Here is a 15,748-nt window from a genome sequence, read left to right as displayed (position 1 = left end):
GATCTGACAGTTGGTTCGACCTCGGAAGGCCCTCTCACTTGTTCGGCAGCAACAAAAAGCCCGCGAACCTTGCGGCTCGCGGGCTCATGTCGTCGGATGGTGGCGCCGGTCAGCTCTTCAGCTTGGCGTTGCAGAGGCTGTAGAAGCCGCCGCCCTTCTGGATCCACCTGAGGCCGCCCAGCGTGTTGGCGTCCTTGTTGGCGTAGTAGAGGTCGAGACAGGTGTGCATGCGGCCCTTGGCCGGGGTCTCGGTTGCATACTTCTTGGAGATCGCCGTCGGGAATTTCACGCCCTGGGGGGCGGTGATGGTCGGCGGTTGCGGATCGCCGGTGTATTTGGCATCGGGAGCCGGCAGGGTGTCGTCGTCGGCTGCGCCGGCGCCGCATTGGCTCTTGCGGAAGTCGTTCCACTTCATGCCGTTCAGCGTGTTGCCGGCCTTGGCAGCCTGATATTTGGCGCTGCAATCCGCCATGCTGACGCCTTTGCCGGTATCGGTCGCGGCGGCTGTCGTCGCCTTGGCAGGTGCCGCGGCGGGTTGTGCGGCTGCACTTGCGCCGGCGGCGCATTCACTCTTGCGGAAGTCGTTCCACTTCATGCCGTTGAGCGTGCCGGCAGCCTTGGCGGCCTGGTATTTGGTGCTGCATTCCTTGGCCGTCAGCCCAGGCGCTGCGTCATCGCTGCTGGCCGCCGCTGCTTTGGTCTTGGCGGCGGGTTGTGCGGCTGCCGTCGCGCCGGCGGCGCACTGGGTCTTGCGGAAATCGTTCCACTTCATGCCGTTGAGCGTGCCGGCAGCCTTGGCGGCCTGGTATTTGGTGCTGCACTCCTTCGCCGTCAGGCCCGGCGCCGCATCGTCGGCGGCGGCTGCCTTGGTCGTGTCGGCAGCCTTGGCCGTGGCTTTGGCTGGCGCGGGTTCGGTTGTAGCGGCGGAAGCATCGGTGCCGCATTGGGCCTTGCGGAACTGGTTCCAGTTCTGCCCGCCAAGCGTTCCCGCGTCCTTGGCCGTGTTATACTTGGTGCTGCACTCGGCCATGGTCAGCGCGCTGGCAGGCGCCGCCAGGAATAAGGTCGCGACGGCAAGACCCGTCAAAGTGGCAAGTCGGTGGATGAGCATGCGTTTTCTCCCTGCGGCGGTTCATGATATGTCCCAGTGCAGCAATAGCGCTCAACGGCTGGTTGCGCCAGATGCTAAGTAGCGTAGAGACAAATTTAGAAGTGCATTCTTTTCTTTAAGGTGATGAATTCGTTGCCGGGACCGTCTCCCCGCCAAGTTCGTCCGGGTGCATTGCACGGAGCGCGCGCCTATGGCTGGTTCCCAGCGAGGACACTGCGTCGAATGACAGCCAGTCAAATCGGCGGCTGCGGCGGACCTGAGCCACCGCTGTCTGGAGCAGCACGATGCGGATTCGGGTTCAAGGCCACACTGCCACAGCCCAAAGGAACCAGATGAGGTTTGAGTTGACGTTTCTGATGCTGCTACCGCAACAAGGGCTCGGAACTTGAAAATCAACACACTAGCGTGACGTAAAACACACAAAACAACAATTTTCTAAGGATTGGTCGTCCATAATCATACAATGTGATGACGGGGCTTGGGCCATTTTATGGCATGAGATGCTCGGAAAGAACCATCGGGAAGCTGGCGAACATGGCAGGACATTATTTCGGTACGGACGGCATTCGTGGGCGCGCCAACAAGTTTCCAATGACGGCGGAGGTCGCCATGCGGGTCGGCATGGCCGCCGGCCTCTCGTTCCAGCGCGGCAGCCACCGCCACCGCGTCGTGCTCGGCAAGGATACCAGGCTTTCCGGCTACATGATCGAGAACGCCATGGTGTCGGGCCTGTGCGCCGCCGGCATGGATGTCTTCCTGCTCGGCCCGATCCCGACGCCGGCTGTTGCCATGCTGGTGCGCTCGCTGCGCGCCGATATCGGCGTGATGATCTCTGCCTCGCACAACCCCTATTACGACAACGGCATCAAGCTGTTCGGCCCCGATGGCTACAAGCTGTCCGATGAGATCGAGGAGCGTATCGAGGGGATGCTCGACAAGGATATCGAACTGGCGCTCGCCGATTCCGATGGGCTCGGCCGCGCCAAACGCGTCGACGGCGTGCATGACCGCTATATCGAATTCGCCAAGCGCACGCTGCCGCGCTCGATGTCGCTGTCGGGCCTGCGCATCGTCGTCGATTGCGCCAATGGCGCCGCCTACAAGGTGGCGCCCGACGCGCTGTGGGAACTCGGCGCCGAGGTCGTTGCCATCAATGTCGAGCCCAACGGCTTCAACATCAACAAGGAATGCGGCTCGACTCATCCGGCCGGTCTGCAAAAGAAGGTGCACGAGGTGCGCGCCGATATCGGCATTGCTCTCGACGGCGATGCCGACCGTGTCGTCATTGTCGACGAGAACGGCGCGATCGTCGATGGCGACCAGATCATGGCGCTGATCGCCGAATCCTGGCAGCAGAGCGGACGGCTGGCCGGCGGCGGCGTCGTCTCGACGGTGATGTCCAATCTCGGCCTCGAACGCTTCCTCGGCGACATGAACCTGCAGTTGCATCGCACCAAGGTCGGTGACCGCTATGTCGTCGAGCACATGCGTGCCCATGGACTCAATGTCGGCGGCGAACAGTCGGGCCACATCGTGCTGTCCGATTTCTCGACCACCGGCGACGGCCTCGTCTCGGCGCTCCAAGTGCTCGCCTGCATCAAGCGGCATAACCGACCGGTCAGCGAACTGTCGAAGAAATTCGAGCCGGTGCCGCAGCTTTTGAAGAATGTGCATATTTCCGGCGGCAAGCCGCTGGAGGAGGCGCCGGTCAAGGCGGCGATCGAAGATGCGCGCAATCGCCTCGGCAAGGCCGGGCGCCTGGTCATCCGGCCATCCGGCACGGAGCCGCTCATCCGCGTCATGGCGGAGGGCGACGACCCGCAGCTTGTCGAGTCCGTGGTCAACGACATCGTCGAGGTCATTTCGGAAACGCGTAGCGCCGCCTGATCTCCCTCCAACATCGGTTCAAAAGCCCGCCTTGCCGGCGGGCTTTTTTATTGGGTCGCGGCCAGCTCCGCCTGCAGCAACGGCCGCCAGATTGCTCCACTTTTAGAGATTCGTGGTTAATCAATACGGTTAAACGCCTTTTAACCTTTCCGATTCATTATCCACAACTGAGGTCAATCACATTTCGGGCGCGTTCGCCGTTCGAGGGTTCTCAGGGGTGATAAGCATGTTCAACACAGCTAGAATGGCTCTTCTGGCCGCGCTGTTTGCCGGCGTCGGACCGGCATTCGCCGCCGATTTCGTCGAGCCGCCCGTCGTCGAGGAGGCACCGCCACCGGTTGCCTATGAGCAGCCGGCCGAATTCGGCGGCTGGTATATCCGCGGCGACATCGACTATCACTGGTCGAAGTTTCGTGGTGGCGAGTACATCACCTACGGTGTGGCGCCCCAGAATCCCGGCAAGTTCGATACAGGCAAGCTGGATGGCGCCTTCTCGGCCGGCGGCGGTGTTGGTTACCAGATCGACGAGCATTTCCGCACCGATCTCACCCTGGACTGGATGAGCAAGTCCAAATTCCGCGGCTCGACCAACGGCTTCTGCGGCCCACAGCAAACGCCTTGCACGTCCGTCGATACCTCGTCCTATTCGGCGCTGCTGCTCTTGGCCAACGCCTATGTCGATATCGGCACCTGGCATGGGATCACGCCTTACGTCGGCGCCGGCATCGGCGGTGCCTGGGTCAAGTGGGATGAACTGCACAACGTGGACAGCGACGGTTCATTTGATCATGCCGGTGGCAAGGGCTGGCGGTTTGCCTATGCTGCCATGGCGGGCGCATCCTACTGCCTGACTGACCGCGTCAAACTAGATGTCGGCTACCGCTTCAGCCACATCAACGGCGGTAAGATGTTCGACTATGCCTCCCTCCCCAATGTCGGCCCCGGCTATGACAAAGGTATCAACGTTCACGAAGTGCGCGGCGGCCTGCGCTACCAGTTCGGCAGGTCGGACTGTGCGCCGCCGGAGCCTTACGTCCCGGAACCCGAGCCCGTCTACACGAAGTAGTCGCTTCGAAATCGAGGAATTCGTCGACCGCCCGGCTGATGCCGGGCGGTTTCGTTTGGCTGCCTAAAGATGCTGCGTTGCCCTGTAACACCGTCCGGCTCGAGGAGCGAAAACGGATCAAATCAATTGCTAACGCCTTGTTATCCTTAACCCGCACTTAACCACTATGGTTAACAATGCTGTCTGAAACGGCGCGCGCGATCGCGAATGCGCCAAGTTCGGGAGCCGAGGACCATGACATTCAAATCGCCTATAGCACTGGCGCTTGCAGCAGTCGTCCTGGTGCCGCTGACGCCGGCGCTTGGCGCCGATTACGAACCGCCGGTCTATGTCGACCAGGCGCCCGACTATGTACCGGTCGAGGTTGGCTCGGGATGGTATCTGCGCGGCGATGTCTCCTATCTGGTGCAGAAGAGCTTCAAGGATGAGCATTTCGCCTTTACACCCGCGAGCTTCGACGAAAAGGAAGATCCCATCTTCGCCAGCATCGGCTTCGGCTACCATTTCAACGACTATCTGCGCGCCGATCTCAATGTCGGCTATCTTCCCGGCAACAAGATCGACGTCGGCTATAACGACGGAACGACCGTGGCATCGGCGACCCTGAAGAACTATGCCTTCTCAGGCATACTCAACGGCTATGTCGACCTTGGCACCTATGTCGGAATCACACCTTATCTCGGCGCCGGTGTCGGTGTCGTGCAGAGCAAGCGTCGCCTGTCGGCGAGCTACTTCACCGACAACGCCGACCCCACCGACGATTTCGTCCGGCGTGACAACAAGACCCAGTACTCCTTCGCCTACACGCTGAATGCCGGGCTTGCGTACCAAGTGTCCAAGAACGTCTCGGTCGATCTGGGCTATCAGTATTTTTCCGCGCCAGACGCCGAATATGTGACTGCCGAGAGTCTGACTTCTTTTCCGATCCGCAAAGGGATCAACAATCATCAAGTCAAAGTCGGACTACGCTACGATCTCTGGTAGGCTCGATCGAAGCCGAGGCGTTGACAATGGCGGGTCGCAGGCCCGCCGTTTGCGTTTCGCCCCCGGCAATATCCTGACAGCGACAAAAACTTTCCCCTTGACGCCGAAAGTCTGAACGCATATCGCCATCCGTGGGCCACCCCTCCCCAACGAGGGGCCACTATCTGGAAGGATAGACCACGATGACCACGCATGCGAAGCCCGGATTCCGTCCGGCAAATCCCAATTTTTCCTCAGGTCCCTGTGCAAAACGCCCCGGCTGGTCGGTCGAGGCGCTCAAAAATGCCGCGCTCGGGCGCTCGCACCGCGCCAAGATCGGCAAGACCAAGCTCGAACAAGCGATCGAGCTGACCCGGGAAATCCTCCAGGTTCCGGCGGATTACCGCATCGGCATCGTGCCGGCCTCGGATACCGGCGCGGTCGAAATGGCGCTGTGGTCGCTGCTCGGCGAACGCGGCGTCGACATGGTCGCCTGGGAGAGCTTCGGCTCCGGCTGGGTCACCGATGTGGTCAAGCAGCTGAGGCTCGCCGATGTTCGCAGGTTAGAGGCGGACTACGGCGCACTGCCGGACCTGACCAGAATCGACTTCGACCGCGACGTGGTCTTCACCTGGAACGGCACGACGTCGGGTGTGCGCGTGCCGAACGGCGATTTCATCCCGGCCACCCGCAAGGGCCTGACCATCTGCGACGCGACTTCGGCGGCCTTTGCGCAACAGCTCGATTTCAGGAAGCTCGACGTCGTCACCTTCTCCTGGCAGAAGGTGCTGGGCGGTGAGGGCGCGCACGGAATGCTGATCCTCAGCCCGCGCGCCGTCGAACGCCTGGAAAGCTACAAGCCGGCCTGGCCGTTGCCGAAAATCTTCCGCCTCACCTCGGGCGGCAAGCTGATCGAAGGCATCTTCAAGGGCGAGACTATCAACACGCCGTCGATGCTGTGCGTCGAGGACTATCTCGACGCGCTGCGTTGGGCGAAGTCGATCGGCGGCCTCGACGCGCTGGTCACCAGAGCGGATGCCAATGCCGCTGTTCTCGATCGCTTTGTCAGAAAATCTTCCTGGCTCGGCCATCTTGCCGTAGACCCGGCGACGCGTTCGAACACGTCGGTCTGCCTTTCCTTCACCGACCGGCAAGTCGCTGCACTCGACGCCGATGGACAGGCTGCGTTCGCCAAGGCAATTGTCTCGGCGCTCGACAAGGAAGGCGTCGCCTACGACATTGGTGCCTACCGCGATGCACCGCCCGGCCTGCGCATCTGGTGCGGCGCGACAGTCGAGACCTCCGATCTCGAAGCGTTGCTGCCCTGGCTCGACTGGGCCTTTGCGGCGCAAAAGGCGTCGCTCAAAGCGGCGGCCTGACTCCCTCCCCCTCGAGGGGAGGGTGGCCCGAAGGGCCGGGTGGGGTCGCCTCCACCCGTTCAACGATCCGCCATCCAGAAAGAAAAAGATTTGGCCGCATCCGGCCGCAACGACCCCACCCCGGCGCTTCGCGCCGACCCTCCCCTCAAGGGGGAGGGACGCCAATCGCAAAGGACCAAGCCAATGCCCCGCGTTCTCGTCTCAGACAAACTTTCCACCACCGCCGTGCAGATCTTCAGGGATCGCGGCATCGAGGTCGACTATTTGCCGGATCTCGGCAAGGACAAGGAAAAACTGCTCGAAGTGATCGGCCAGTATGATGGGCTGGCCATCCGCTCGGCGACAAAGGTCACGGAGAAGCTGATCAATGCTGCGACCAGGCTGAAGGTCGTGGGCCGCGCCGGCATCGGCGTCGACAATGTCGACATACCGGCGGCGAGCCGCAAGGGCATCATCGTGATGAACACGCCCTTCGGCAATTCGATCACCACCGCCGAGCATGCCGTCGCCATGATCTTCGCGCTGGCCCGCCAGATACCGGAGGCCAACGCCTCGACGCATGCCGGCAAATGGGAAAAGAACCGCTTCATGGGTGTCGAGATCACCGGCAAGACGCTGGGCATCATCGGCTGCGGCAATATCGGTTCGATCGTCGCTACGCGCGGCGTCGGCCTGAAGATGCATGTCATCGCCTTCGATCCATTCCTGTCGGACAGCCGCGCCGAGGAGCTCGGCGTCGAAAAGGTCGAGCTCGACGAGCTGTTCGCCCGCGCCGACTTCATCACGCTGCATACGCCGCTGACGGACAAGACGCGCAACATCATCGACGCCGCGGCGATCGCCAAGATGAAGACCGGCGTGCGTATCATCAACTGCGCCCGTGGCGGGCTGATCGTCGAGGCCGACCTGATCGCGGCGCTGAAGAGCGGCAAGGTGGCCGGCGCCGGCATCGACGTGTTCGAGGTCGAACCGGCGGAGAGCAACGCACTGTTCGGCATGGAGAACGTGGTGGCAACGCCGCATCTGGGGGCCTCGACGATGGAGGCGCAGGAGAATGTCGCGCTGCAGGTCGCCGAGCAGATGTCGGACTATCTGATCAAGGGCGCCGTTTCCAATGCCATCAACATGCCATCGATCACCGCCGAGGAAGCGCCGCGGCTGAAACCTTTCGTCAAGCTCGCTGAAGTGCTCGGCGCCTTTGTTGGCCAGGTCACCGAGGATCCGATCAAGGAGGTCGAGATCCTGTTCGACGGCTCGACCGCGACGATGAACACGCGGGCGCTGATCAGCGCCACTCTTGCCGGGCTGATCCGGCCGCAGGTCGCCGACGTCAACATGGTGTCGGCGCCGATCATGGTGAAGGAGCGCGGCATCATCGTCGCCGAGGTCAAGCGCGACAAGTCGGGCGTGTTCGACGGCTATATCAAGCTGACGGTCAAGACCGAGCACAGGACGCGCTCGATCGCCGGCACGTGTTTTTCGGACGGCAAGCCGCGCTTCATCCAGATCAAGGGCATCAATCTCGACGCCGAGGTTGGCCAGCACATGCTCTACACGACCAATGCCGACGCGCCCGGCATCATCGGTCTGCTCGGCACGGTGTGCGGCGAGAACGGCGTCAACATCGCCAATTTCCAGCTCGGCCGCAACCGGCCGGGCGGTGATGCCATCGCATTGCTCTATCTCGATGCGCCATTCCCGGAAAACGTGTTGGCGCAGGTGCGCTCGCACAAGTCGATCGACTCTGCCAAGCGGCTGCATTTCGATGTTGGGATAGCCTGAAATTCGGTCGCCCCGTGTGCAGCAGCACGCGGGGCGGTGGAACGTCGCGGCAAGCGACTTCATTCAGCAGCGGATGCCGCCATCTTCCGTCCGCTGTATTCGGCGAGGCTGATGCCACCGAGCACCAGCGCGAGAGCCAGCGCCTGATAGAGCTGGAATGTCTCGCCGACAATCAGCACCGATAGCAGCGTGCCGAAGATCGGCACCAGATTGATGAACAGGCCGGCGCGGTTGGCGCCGATCAGCTCATTGCCCCTGATATAGAAGATCTGCGAGATGACCGAAGCACCGATGGCGGTATAGAACGCGACCGCCCAGCCGCGGGCATCGGGGACGATGACTTTGCCGGCGGCAATCTCCCACAGGAAGAAAGGCAGCGATGTGACGAGTGCGGCAACCGACAGCGCCAGCATCAGGCTCTGCCAGCGGATGACCGGCTTCAGCCGCAACCCCACCGAATAGAAGGAGTAGCAAAGCACGGCGACCAGCATGATCGCGTCGCCAAAGTTGAGATCCAGCTTGAGAAGCTGGCGCAGGTCGCCATGGCTCGCCGTCACCGCGACGCCAATGATGGTCAGCACGACGCCAGCGATCTGCACCCGGTTCACCCGCAGGCGAAACAGCACGAAATTGGCGATGATGATCACGATGGGTATCGCCGCCTGCTCGATCGAGACGTTGATCGCCGTGGTGTAGTTGAGCGCCGTGTAGAAGATCGCATTGAAAAAGGCGAAGCCGCAAGCGCCGAGCCCGCCAAGCAGCAACCAATGCCTGCGCACCACCGGCCAGTCTTGGCGTAGCGTTCCCCAGCCGATCGGCAGCAGAATCAGAACCGCCAGCAGCCAACGCAGGAAGACCAGCGTCATCGGCGAGATATGACCGACCGCCAGCTTTCCCGCCACAGAGTTGCCGCCCCACAGCAAGGTGGTGAACAGCAGGAACAGATAGGCGGCTCGATGCATCGTGAACTCCCGGCCAGGCAGAGGGAATTTGACGGTCGGTGTGGGCCTATTGCGACCGCCAGCCCAAGTAAATGATGTCAAAGGCGAAAATTGTTGTGCCTCGGAGCGTTTTGGGCGGCAAAGAGTGGTCGCGCTCGCCGGGTCTTGACGCTATAGAACGACGTGCGTGCAATTGGACGCTACAAAGTACGCGTCGGAAGGCTTTAATCCTCGCGTCGTGCTTTCCGAAAATCGATTCCGATTTTGGGGGCCGATGCGATAGAGGCCTGTCGTTTCGAACTGTTTCAAGCTGCTCGTGCGGCGTCTCAAGGGAAAAGAAATATGGCCAATGTGGTGGTCGTCGGCTCGCAATGGGGCGATGAGGGCAAAGGCAAGATCGTAGACTGGCTGTCGGAGCGCGCCGATGTTGTCGTGCGCTTCCAGGGCGGCCACAATGCCGGCCATACGCTGGTCGTCGACGGCAAGGTCTACAAGCTGTCGCTGCTGCCGTCCGGCGTGGTGCGGCAAGGCAAGCTGTCCATCATCGGCAATGGCGTCGTCTTCGATCCGCACGCTTTCGTCGCGGAGGTTGCGAAATTGAAGGCGCAGGGCGTCGAGGTGACGCCAGACCGCCTGAAAATAGCCGAAAACACCGCGCTTATCCTGTCCTTGCACCGGGAGCTGGATGGATTTCGCGAGGACGCCGCTTCCAATTCCGGAACGAAGATCGGCACGACCCGTCGCGGCATCGGTCCCGCCTATGAAGACAAGGTGGGCCGGCGCGCGGTCAGGGTGATGGATTTGGCGGATTTGGAAACGCTGCCCTTGAAGGTCGACAGGCTGCTGACGCACCACAATGCGCTGCGGCGCGGGCTCGGCCATGCCGAGGTCACGCACGAGGCGATCATGAGCGAGCTGATCTCGGTGGCCGACGAGATCCTGCCCTATATGGACCGCGTCTGGAAAATCCTCGACGACAAGCGCCGCGCCGGCGAGCGCATCCTGTTCGAGGGCGCGCAAGGGACGTTGCTCGACATCGACCACGGCACCTATCCGTTCGTCACCTCGTCCAATACGGTTGCCGGCCAGGCCGCCGCCGGGTCGGGTGTCGGGCCGGGCGCCATCGGTTATGTACTCGGCATCACCAAGGCCTATACGACGCGCGTCGGCGAAGGCCCGTTTCCAACCGAACAGAAGAACGAGATCGGCGAGTTCCTGGGCACGCGCGGCCATGAATTCGGCGTCGTCACCGGCCGCAAGCGCCGCTGCGGCTGGTTCGATGCCGTGCTGGTCCGCCAGGCCGTCGCCGTCAACGGCATCAAGGGCATTGCGCTGACCAAGCTCGATGTGCTCGATGGGCTGGACGAGATCAAGGTCTGTACCGGCTACCGACTCGACGGCGAGGCGATCGATTACCTGCCGGCCAGCCAGGGTGCGCAGGCCCGCGTCGAACCGGTCTACGAGACGCTGGAGGGGTGGAAAGGCACCACTGCCGGCGCGCGCAGCTGGAACGACCTGCCGGCCAAGGCGGTGAAGTACGTCCGCTACATCGAGGAGCTGATCGGCGCGCCGGTCGCACTCCTTTCCACCAGCCCTGAGCGGGACGACACGATACTTGTGACCGATCCGTTTCAAGACTAGTTTCTCAGCCTTTCCGGGCATTGCGGCTGATTTGCGGGGGCCGGCCCAGAAACAAATGCAGGTCGACTGACGTATGGTAGATTTTGTTCCTATTCTGAAAAAGGCGCTCGATAAACTCGGTGAGCCGTCGGCGGAAGTGCGCGCCAGGGTCTATGACAGGGCCCGTTCGTCAATCGCGAAACAACTCGCAGAGAAGGCCACGATGACGCCTTCCGATGTCGACCGGCAGATGCGTGCACTGGAAGACGCCATCGCCAAAGTCGAGCGGGACTATGCCAAGCCTGCGCCGCCACCCGACCCGCTGGCGGAACTGGAGGACATCTTCTCCTCCATCGACCGCAACAAGAACCAGTCCAGCCATATCCGACAGCCGGCAAAGACGGAGCCGGCATGGCAGCCGGCCAAGACCGAGCCGGCAAAGACGGAGCCAGCAAAGACTGGGCCGGCCTGGCAGCCCACGCCCGCTAAGGCGGCGCCGAACTGGCAAAAGCCGCAGCCCGTCGCTCTTTCTCAGGAGCGCGCTGGTCCGCCGCCGTCCGATATGGAACTTCCGACGGCTGACGGCCAAGACGGCGTTTTTCCGGGCGACGACTTTTCCAACGACGGCGGCCCCGCGGAGGACAGGTTCCAGCGGCTCTATCCTGCGGAGCGCAGGCGCAGCTATGGCGGTGTGATCGCCGCCGCCATTGCCTTGCTCGTCATTGCCGGTGGTGGCTATGGCATCTGGCTGAACAAGGATGCGTTCGGCAGCATGCTCGGCCTCGACTCGACCACAGCCGTCGCCACCGAACCGCTGGTAAAACCAGCCCCGGCCAAGCCGGTGGCCGATGCGGCCGTACCGGCCGCCGCGCCTCCGCCGGATGCCGGCGAGGGCGCGAAGTTCACGCAGCGCCTGACGCCCGAGGGGCACGAAGTCGATCCCGGCCCCGCGGCCGGGCAGGCGGGCATCGGCGAAGGCGAATCCGTCGCCGCACTGACCACGCCGCCATCGGCCGCACAAGCGCCGACCACCCCGGCACCGGCCGCGCCGGCTCCGGCCGCACCCGCCGACACGCAAGCCACGGCCAATGCTCCAGCAGTCGATGGGTCCGCTGCACCAACTCCCGCAACGCCGCCCGCCAACGGGGCAGCAGCGCCTGCAGCGGCCGCCCCGCCGCCAGCACCGGCAGCGGCACCAACGGCAGTTCCGCCGCAAGCCACGTTGGCCGTCGGCCAGAAGGCGATCTTCTACGAGGAGCGCACCAGCACCGCTCAAGGCTCGGCCGAGCCCGGCAACATCGTCTGGTCGCTGGTGCAGGAATCGCCCGGCGGCGACCTGCCGCCCGAGCCGGCGATCCGCGCCGAGGCGACCATTCCAGGCAAGGATATCCAGTTGCGCATGACGATCCGTCGCAACACCGACCAGACGCTGCCGGCCAGCCATATTATCGAGATGATCTTCCTGACGCCTGACGGCTTCGAGGGCGGCGGCGTCGACAACATCCTGCGTGTCGCCATGAAGGGCTCCGAGCAGGATGCCGGAAGCCCGCTGATCGGCATCCCGGCCAAGATCGCCGACGGTTTCTTCCTGGTTGCGCTCAACGATACCAAGGCGGATGAAGACGCCAATCTGACCTTGCTCAGAGGTCAGGACTGGATCGACGTGCCGGTCGTCTACAAGACCGGGCGGCGGGCGCTGCTCACCATGGAAAAGGGCATTCCAGGCGAGAAGGTGTTCGACGAGGCGCTTAAGGCCTGGCAGACTAAGACGGCGGGGTGAAGACGGTCCGCCACCCCGAAGCTCCCCAGCAGTTCAGAAGCCCTGGAACAGCATATCGAGCGCGGCCACGATCTCGTCGTGATGCCTCGTCAGATTCAGTCGGCTCTCGCCCAGTTCCGTCGCCGCAACCGTGGCGATCAAATGGGTGGCCATGACCAATTTCCGACCATTGATCTCGAAAATCGGATGGAGCTTTCGCATTGGTGATGGCGCCATCGCAGCCGGCAGAAGCGGGACGACCACCCGGGTCTTGAAATGGTCTAGCAGATCGGCCTGGACGTCGAGGAGATAGCCGCCTTCGATGCTACCCGCGAAGACGTCGTAGCGCGCCATCAGAATTGCCGATGTTCTGCCAGCGGAATACCGTGTTTTTCGACATATTCGTTCCAGGCATCTATCGTCGCGCGGTTCTCAAGCTTCCACAGCCGCGTCTTTTCGGCGGCCACGGCCTCGGCGATGCCGGCTTCAGCGGCGCGCGAGACATTCACATCGAGCCCCTTGGCTTCCTTCATGAGCTTTGAGTCGATCGACAGATTTGCCGGCTGGCGAACCGCATTCACAGCTATCTTGCGCATGATCACCTCCGCAGTATGCGCATAATATATGCGCATTCCTCTCTAGTCGCAATGACAAGATGCTTGAACTCGTGAATTACCCCTCCATCTCCTCGCGCAGCATTTCCAGTTCCAGCCATTCCTCCTCGAGCGCTGCCAGTGTGACGCGCTCCTTGTCGAGCGCGGCAATCGTCTTCTGGAACGAGGCCGGATCGCGCTCGTAATAGGCCGGATCGGCGATGTTGTTCTCCAGCCGCGAGATCGAGGCCGACACCGCCTCGATCTTCTTGGGCAGCGATTCCAGCGCGAATTTCTGCTTGAACGACAGTTTCTTGGCCGGGCCCTTCGGTGCGGCCGCTTCGTTCCTGCTTGCCGCCGTCGCGTCGCCCGTCTCGGCCTTTGGTCGCGCCTTGCGGTCGTCCAGTCTGGTGCCGCCGCGCTGCGCCAGCATGTCGGAATAGCCGCCGGCATATTCGATCCAGCGGCCGTCACCATCCGGCGCGATGATGCTGGTCACGGTGCGGTCGAGGAAATCGCGATCGTGGCTGACCAGGATCACCGTGCCGGCAAAGCCGGCGACCAATTCCTGCAGCAGCTCCAGCGTCTCCATGTCGAGGTCGTTGGTCGGCTCGTCGAGCACAAGCAGGTTTGCCGGCCGCGCCAAAACGCGGGCGAGGATCAGCCGCGCCCGCTCGCCGCCCGAAAGCTCGCGCACCGGCGTGCGCGCCTGTTCCGGCTTGAACAGGAAGTCTTTCATGTAAGAGACGACGTGGCGCTGCTCGCCATTGATGACGAGGTTCTCGCCGCGCCCGTCGGTGAGATACTGCGCCAATGTCTCCTGCGGGTCGACGGCTTCGCGCTTCTGGTCGAGCGTGGCGATCTCCAGATTTGTGCCGAGCCGCACCGTGCCCGCGTCCGGCTTCAATTCGCCGGTCAGCATCTTCAACAGCGTCGTCTTGCCGGCGCCGTTCGGCCCGACCAGACCGACGCGATCGCCGCGCTGGATTCGGGTCGAGAATCCCTTGACCACGGTCAGATCGCCAAAGGTCTTCTCGATGTTCTTGGCTTCGATCACCAGCTTGCCGGATTCGGCGGCGTCGCTGGCTGTCATCGTCGCCGCACCCTCGGCGCCGCGATGACCACGAAAGCGCTGGCGCATGGTCTGCAACTCACCGAGCCGGCGCATGTTGCGCTTGCGCCGCGCTGTCACGCCATAGCGCAGCCAGTGCTCCTCGCGCACGATCTGGCGACCGAGCTTGTGCTGCTCGCGCTCTTCCTCCTCCAGCACCGTGTCGCGCCATTCCTCGAAATAGCCAAAGCCCTTGTCGAGACGGCGGGTCTGGCCGCGGTCGAGCCAGATTGTGGCGCGTGACACGCGCTCGAGAAAACGGCGGTCATGCGAGATGACGACCAGTGCCGAGGAGGTGCGGGCAAGCTCCTCCTCCAGCCATTCGATGACCGAAAGGTCAAGATGATTGGTCGGCTCATCGAGGAGGAGAATGTCGGGCTCCGGCGCCATGACGCGGGCGAGGGCGGCGCGCCGCGCCTCGCCGCCGGAAAGGTCGTTCGGCCGTTCCTCGCCGGTCAGGCCGAGATGCTCCATCAGATAGGTGGCGCGGTAGGGATCGTCGGCGGGCCCGAGCCCCGCCTCGACATAGGCGCGGACGGTCGCAAAACCGTCCATGTCGGGCATTTGCGGCAAGTAGCGCACGGTTGCCGAGGGCTGGCGGAAGACTTCGCCATCCTGCGGTTCGATCAGCCCGGCGGCGATCTTGAGGAGCGTCGACTTACCAGAGCCGTTGCGGCCGACCAGGGCGATCTTGTCGCCAGCCGAGGCCGTCAGGGCGGCACCGTCGAGCAACGGCGTGCCGCCAAAGGTCAGCTTTATCCCGTCGAGATTGAGAAGCGGCGGCGCCATATCAGCTTTCTGGGCTCAGCTTTCCGGAAGAGGGTAGGGATGCGCGAGCAGCAGCGCCCGGCCGCTGGCCAGCGCGATTTCCAGCCGGCCCCTGACCTCGTTGGAAATGGTCAGCGACGAGCCGAACGCAACCTCGACATGGTCGAGCGGCCATTTGGCGCCGGTGACTGTCAGGCCGGCGAGATCGGAGAAGCCGAGCACCGAAAACAGCGTGCCGTCGGCATAGTCGAAGCCAGTCTTTCCAGGCAGCAAAGGAATGCCTTCCTGTGCGCCGCTGGTCAAAAGCACTTCCGTTCCGCCTTCCGCCAGCCGGACGCTCAGCGCCAGATGCAGGAAGATGTGGTCGGTACGTTTGCCGCCGAAGGCGCCTGCGAGCACAAGGCTTGTCGCACCGCGTTCGAGCGCGGCGGCGATAGCGAGTTCACCGTCGGTCTTGTCTTTTTCGGCAGGAAATACCTGCCGTGGCACGGCGGCCAGATCCTCCGGCAACTCGGCAGGCACGGAATCGAAATCGCCGACCCAGAGTTCCGGCCTCAGGCCCAGCATGCGGGCATGACCGATGCCGGCGTCGGCGGCGATGACGCGCGAGCCTTCGACCTGGCGGTCGAGCAGCGGTGTGCGGATGAGATCGCCGCCAAGCAGGATGGTGAATGTGCTCATATCTCGTGGCCCTTACCAGCCCTGCCCCGGAAACGGAAGATGAAACGGCAGACGAAACGGAAGGCTGGGCTTTGGATGCCCGGCAAA

General features: G+C 62.9%; 13 protein-coding genes. 7 read left to right on the top strand and 6 right to left on the bottom strand.

The window, feature by feature from the left end:
- Window positions 1–109 precede the first annotated feature (109 nt).
- On the bottom strand, window positions 110–772 hold the full coding sequence (locus NKI72_RS04950; protein WP_502893708.1) for a hypothetical protein: 663 nt from the start codon (window positions 770–772) through the stop codon (window positions 110–112).
- Window positions 773–1,645: 873 nt separating this feature from the next.
- Here NKI72_RS04950 and glmM point away from each other — a divergent pair.
- The 5 genes from glmM (at window position 1,646) to serA (ending at window position 8,188) form a co-directional block, all read left to right on the top strand.
- The gene (gene glmM / locus NKI72_RS04945; protein WP_352471193.1) at window positions 1,646–2,998 is read left to right on the top strand and encodes a phosphoglucosamine mutase; all 1,353 of its coding nucleotides are present in this window, start codon (window positions 1,646–1,648) and stop codon (window positions 2,996–2,998) included.
- A gap of 226 nt (window positions 2,999–3,224) precedes the next feature.
- Window positions 3,225–4,064, top strand: a complete 840-nt coding sequence (locus NKI72_RS04940) for an outer membrane protein (protein WP_352814908.1) — start codon at window positions 3,225–3,227, stop codon at window positions 4,062–4,064.
- A gap of 234 nt (window positions 4,065–4,298) precedes the next feature.
- Window positions 4,299–5,048, top strand: a complete 750-nt coding sequence (locus NKI72_RS04935; RefSeq protein ID WP_352613401.1) for an outer membrane protein — start codon at window positions 4,299–4,301, stop codon at window positions 5,046–5,048.
- Between the two features lie 182 nt (window positions 5,049–5,230).
- Window positions 5,231–6,406, top strand: coding sequence for a phosphoserine transaminase (locus NKI72_RS04930; protein ID WP_352814910.1), 1,176 nt, complete (start codon window positions 5,231–5,233; stop codon window positions 6,404–6,406).
- A gap of 183 nt (window positions 6,407–6,589) precedes the next feature.
- Window positions 6,590–8,188, top strand: a complete 1,599-nt coding sequence (gene serA, locus NKI72_RS04925; RefSeq protein WP_352814911.1) for a phosphoglycerate dehydrogenase — start codon at window positions 6,590–6,592, stop codon at window positions 8,186–8,188.
- Between the two features lie 59 nt (window positions 8,189–8,247).
- On the opposite strand, the gene NKI72_RS04920 is transcribed toward serA, so the two are convergent.
- Window positions 8,248–9,150, bottom strand: a complete 903-nt coding sequence (locus NKI72_RS04920; protein WP_352454884.1) for a DMT family transporter — start codon at window positions 9,148–9,150, stop codon at window positions 8,248–8,250.
- A 321-nt stretch (window positions 9,151–9,471) separates the two neighbouring features.
- Here NKI72_RS04920 and NKI72_RS04915 point away from each other — a divergent pair, with 321 nt between their 5' ends.
- Both NKI72_RS04915 and NKI72_RS04910 read left to right on the top strand, forming a co-directional pair.
- Window positions 9,472–10,770 (top strand): adenylosuccinate synthase, encoded by a 1,299-nt coding sequence (locus NKI72_RS04915; protein WP_352831340.1) that lies wholly within the window; start codon window positions 9,472–9,474, stop codon window positions 10,768–10,770.
- 73 nt (window positions 10,771–10,843) lie between these two features.
- Window positions 10,844–12,529, top strand: coding sequence for a hypothetical protein (locus NKI72_RS04910; protein WP_352849962.1), 1,686 nt, complete (start codon window positions 10,844–10,846; stop codon window positions 12,527–12,529).
- A 33-nt stretch (window positions 12,530–12,562) separates the two neighbouring features.
- Here the strand turns inward: NKI72_RS04910 and NKI72_RS04905 are convergent, their stop codons facing one another.
- The 4 genes from NKI72_RS04905 to NKI72_RS04890 form a co-directional block, all read right to left on the bottom strand.
- Window positions 12,563–12,862: a CcdB family protein gene (locus NKI72_RS04905; RefSeq protein ID WP_352450813.1), complete on the bottom strand. Its 300-nt coding sequence runs from the start codon at window positions 12,860–12,862 to the stop codon at window positions 12,563–12,565.
- The gene (locus tag NKI72_RS04900; RefSeq protein WP_254816484.1) at window positions 12,862–13,104 is read right to left on the bottom strand and encodes a type II toxin-antitoxin system CcdA family antitoxin; all 243 of its coding nucleotides are present in this window, start codon (window positions 13,102–13,104) and stop codon (window positions 12,862–12,864) included. The genes NKI72_RS04905 and NKI72_RS04900 overlap by 1 nt, the downstream gene beginning before the upstream one ends.
- 76 nt (window positions 13,105–13,180) lie before the next feature.
- Window positions 13,181–15,001, bottom strand: coding sequence for an ABC-F family ATP-binding cassette domain-containing protein (locus NKI72_RS04895; RefSeq protein WP_352831344.1), 1,821 nt, complete (start codon window positions 14,999–15,001; stop codon window positions 13,181–13,183).
- Between the two features lie 15 nt (window positions 15,002–15,016).
- Window positions 15,017–15,661 carry a thiamine diphosphokinase gene (locus NKI72_RS04890; protein ID WP_352831346.1) on the bottom strand — a complete coding sequence of 215 codons (645 nt, stop codon included), beginning with the start codon at window positions 15,659–15,661 and terminating at the stop codon, window positions 15,017–15,019.
- Window positions 15,662–15,748: the final 87 nt, after the last annotated feature.

Origin of the sequence: Mesorhizobium sp. M0437, assembly GCF_040321335.1 — a bacterium.
Lineage (GTDB): Bacteria > Pseudomonadota > Alphaproteobacteria > Rhizobiales > Rhizobiaceae > Mesorhizobium.
This window is presented reverse-complemented; position numbering and strand designations above follow the sequence as displayed.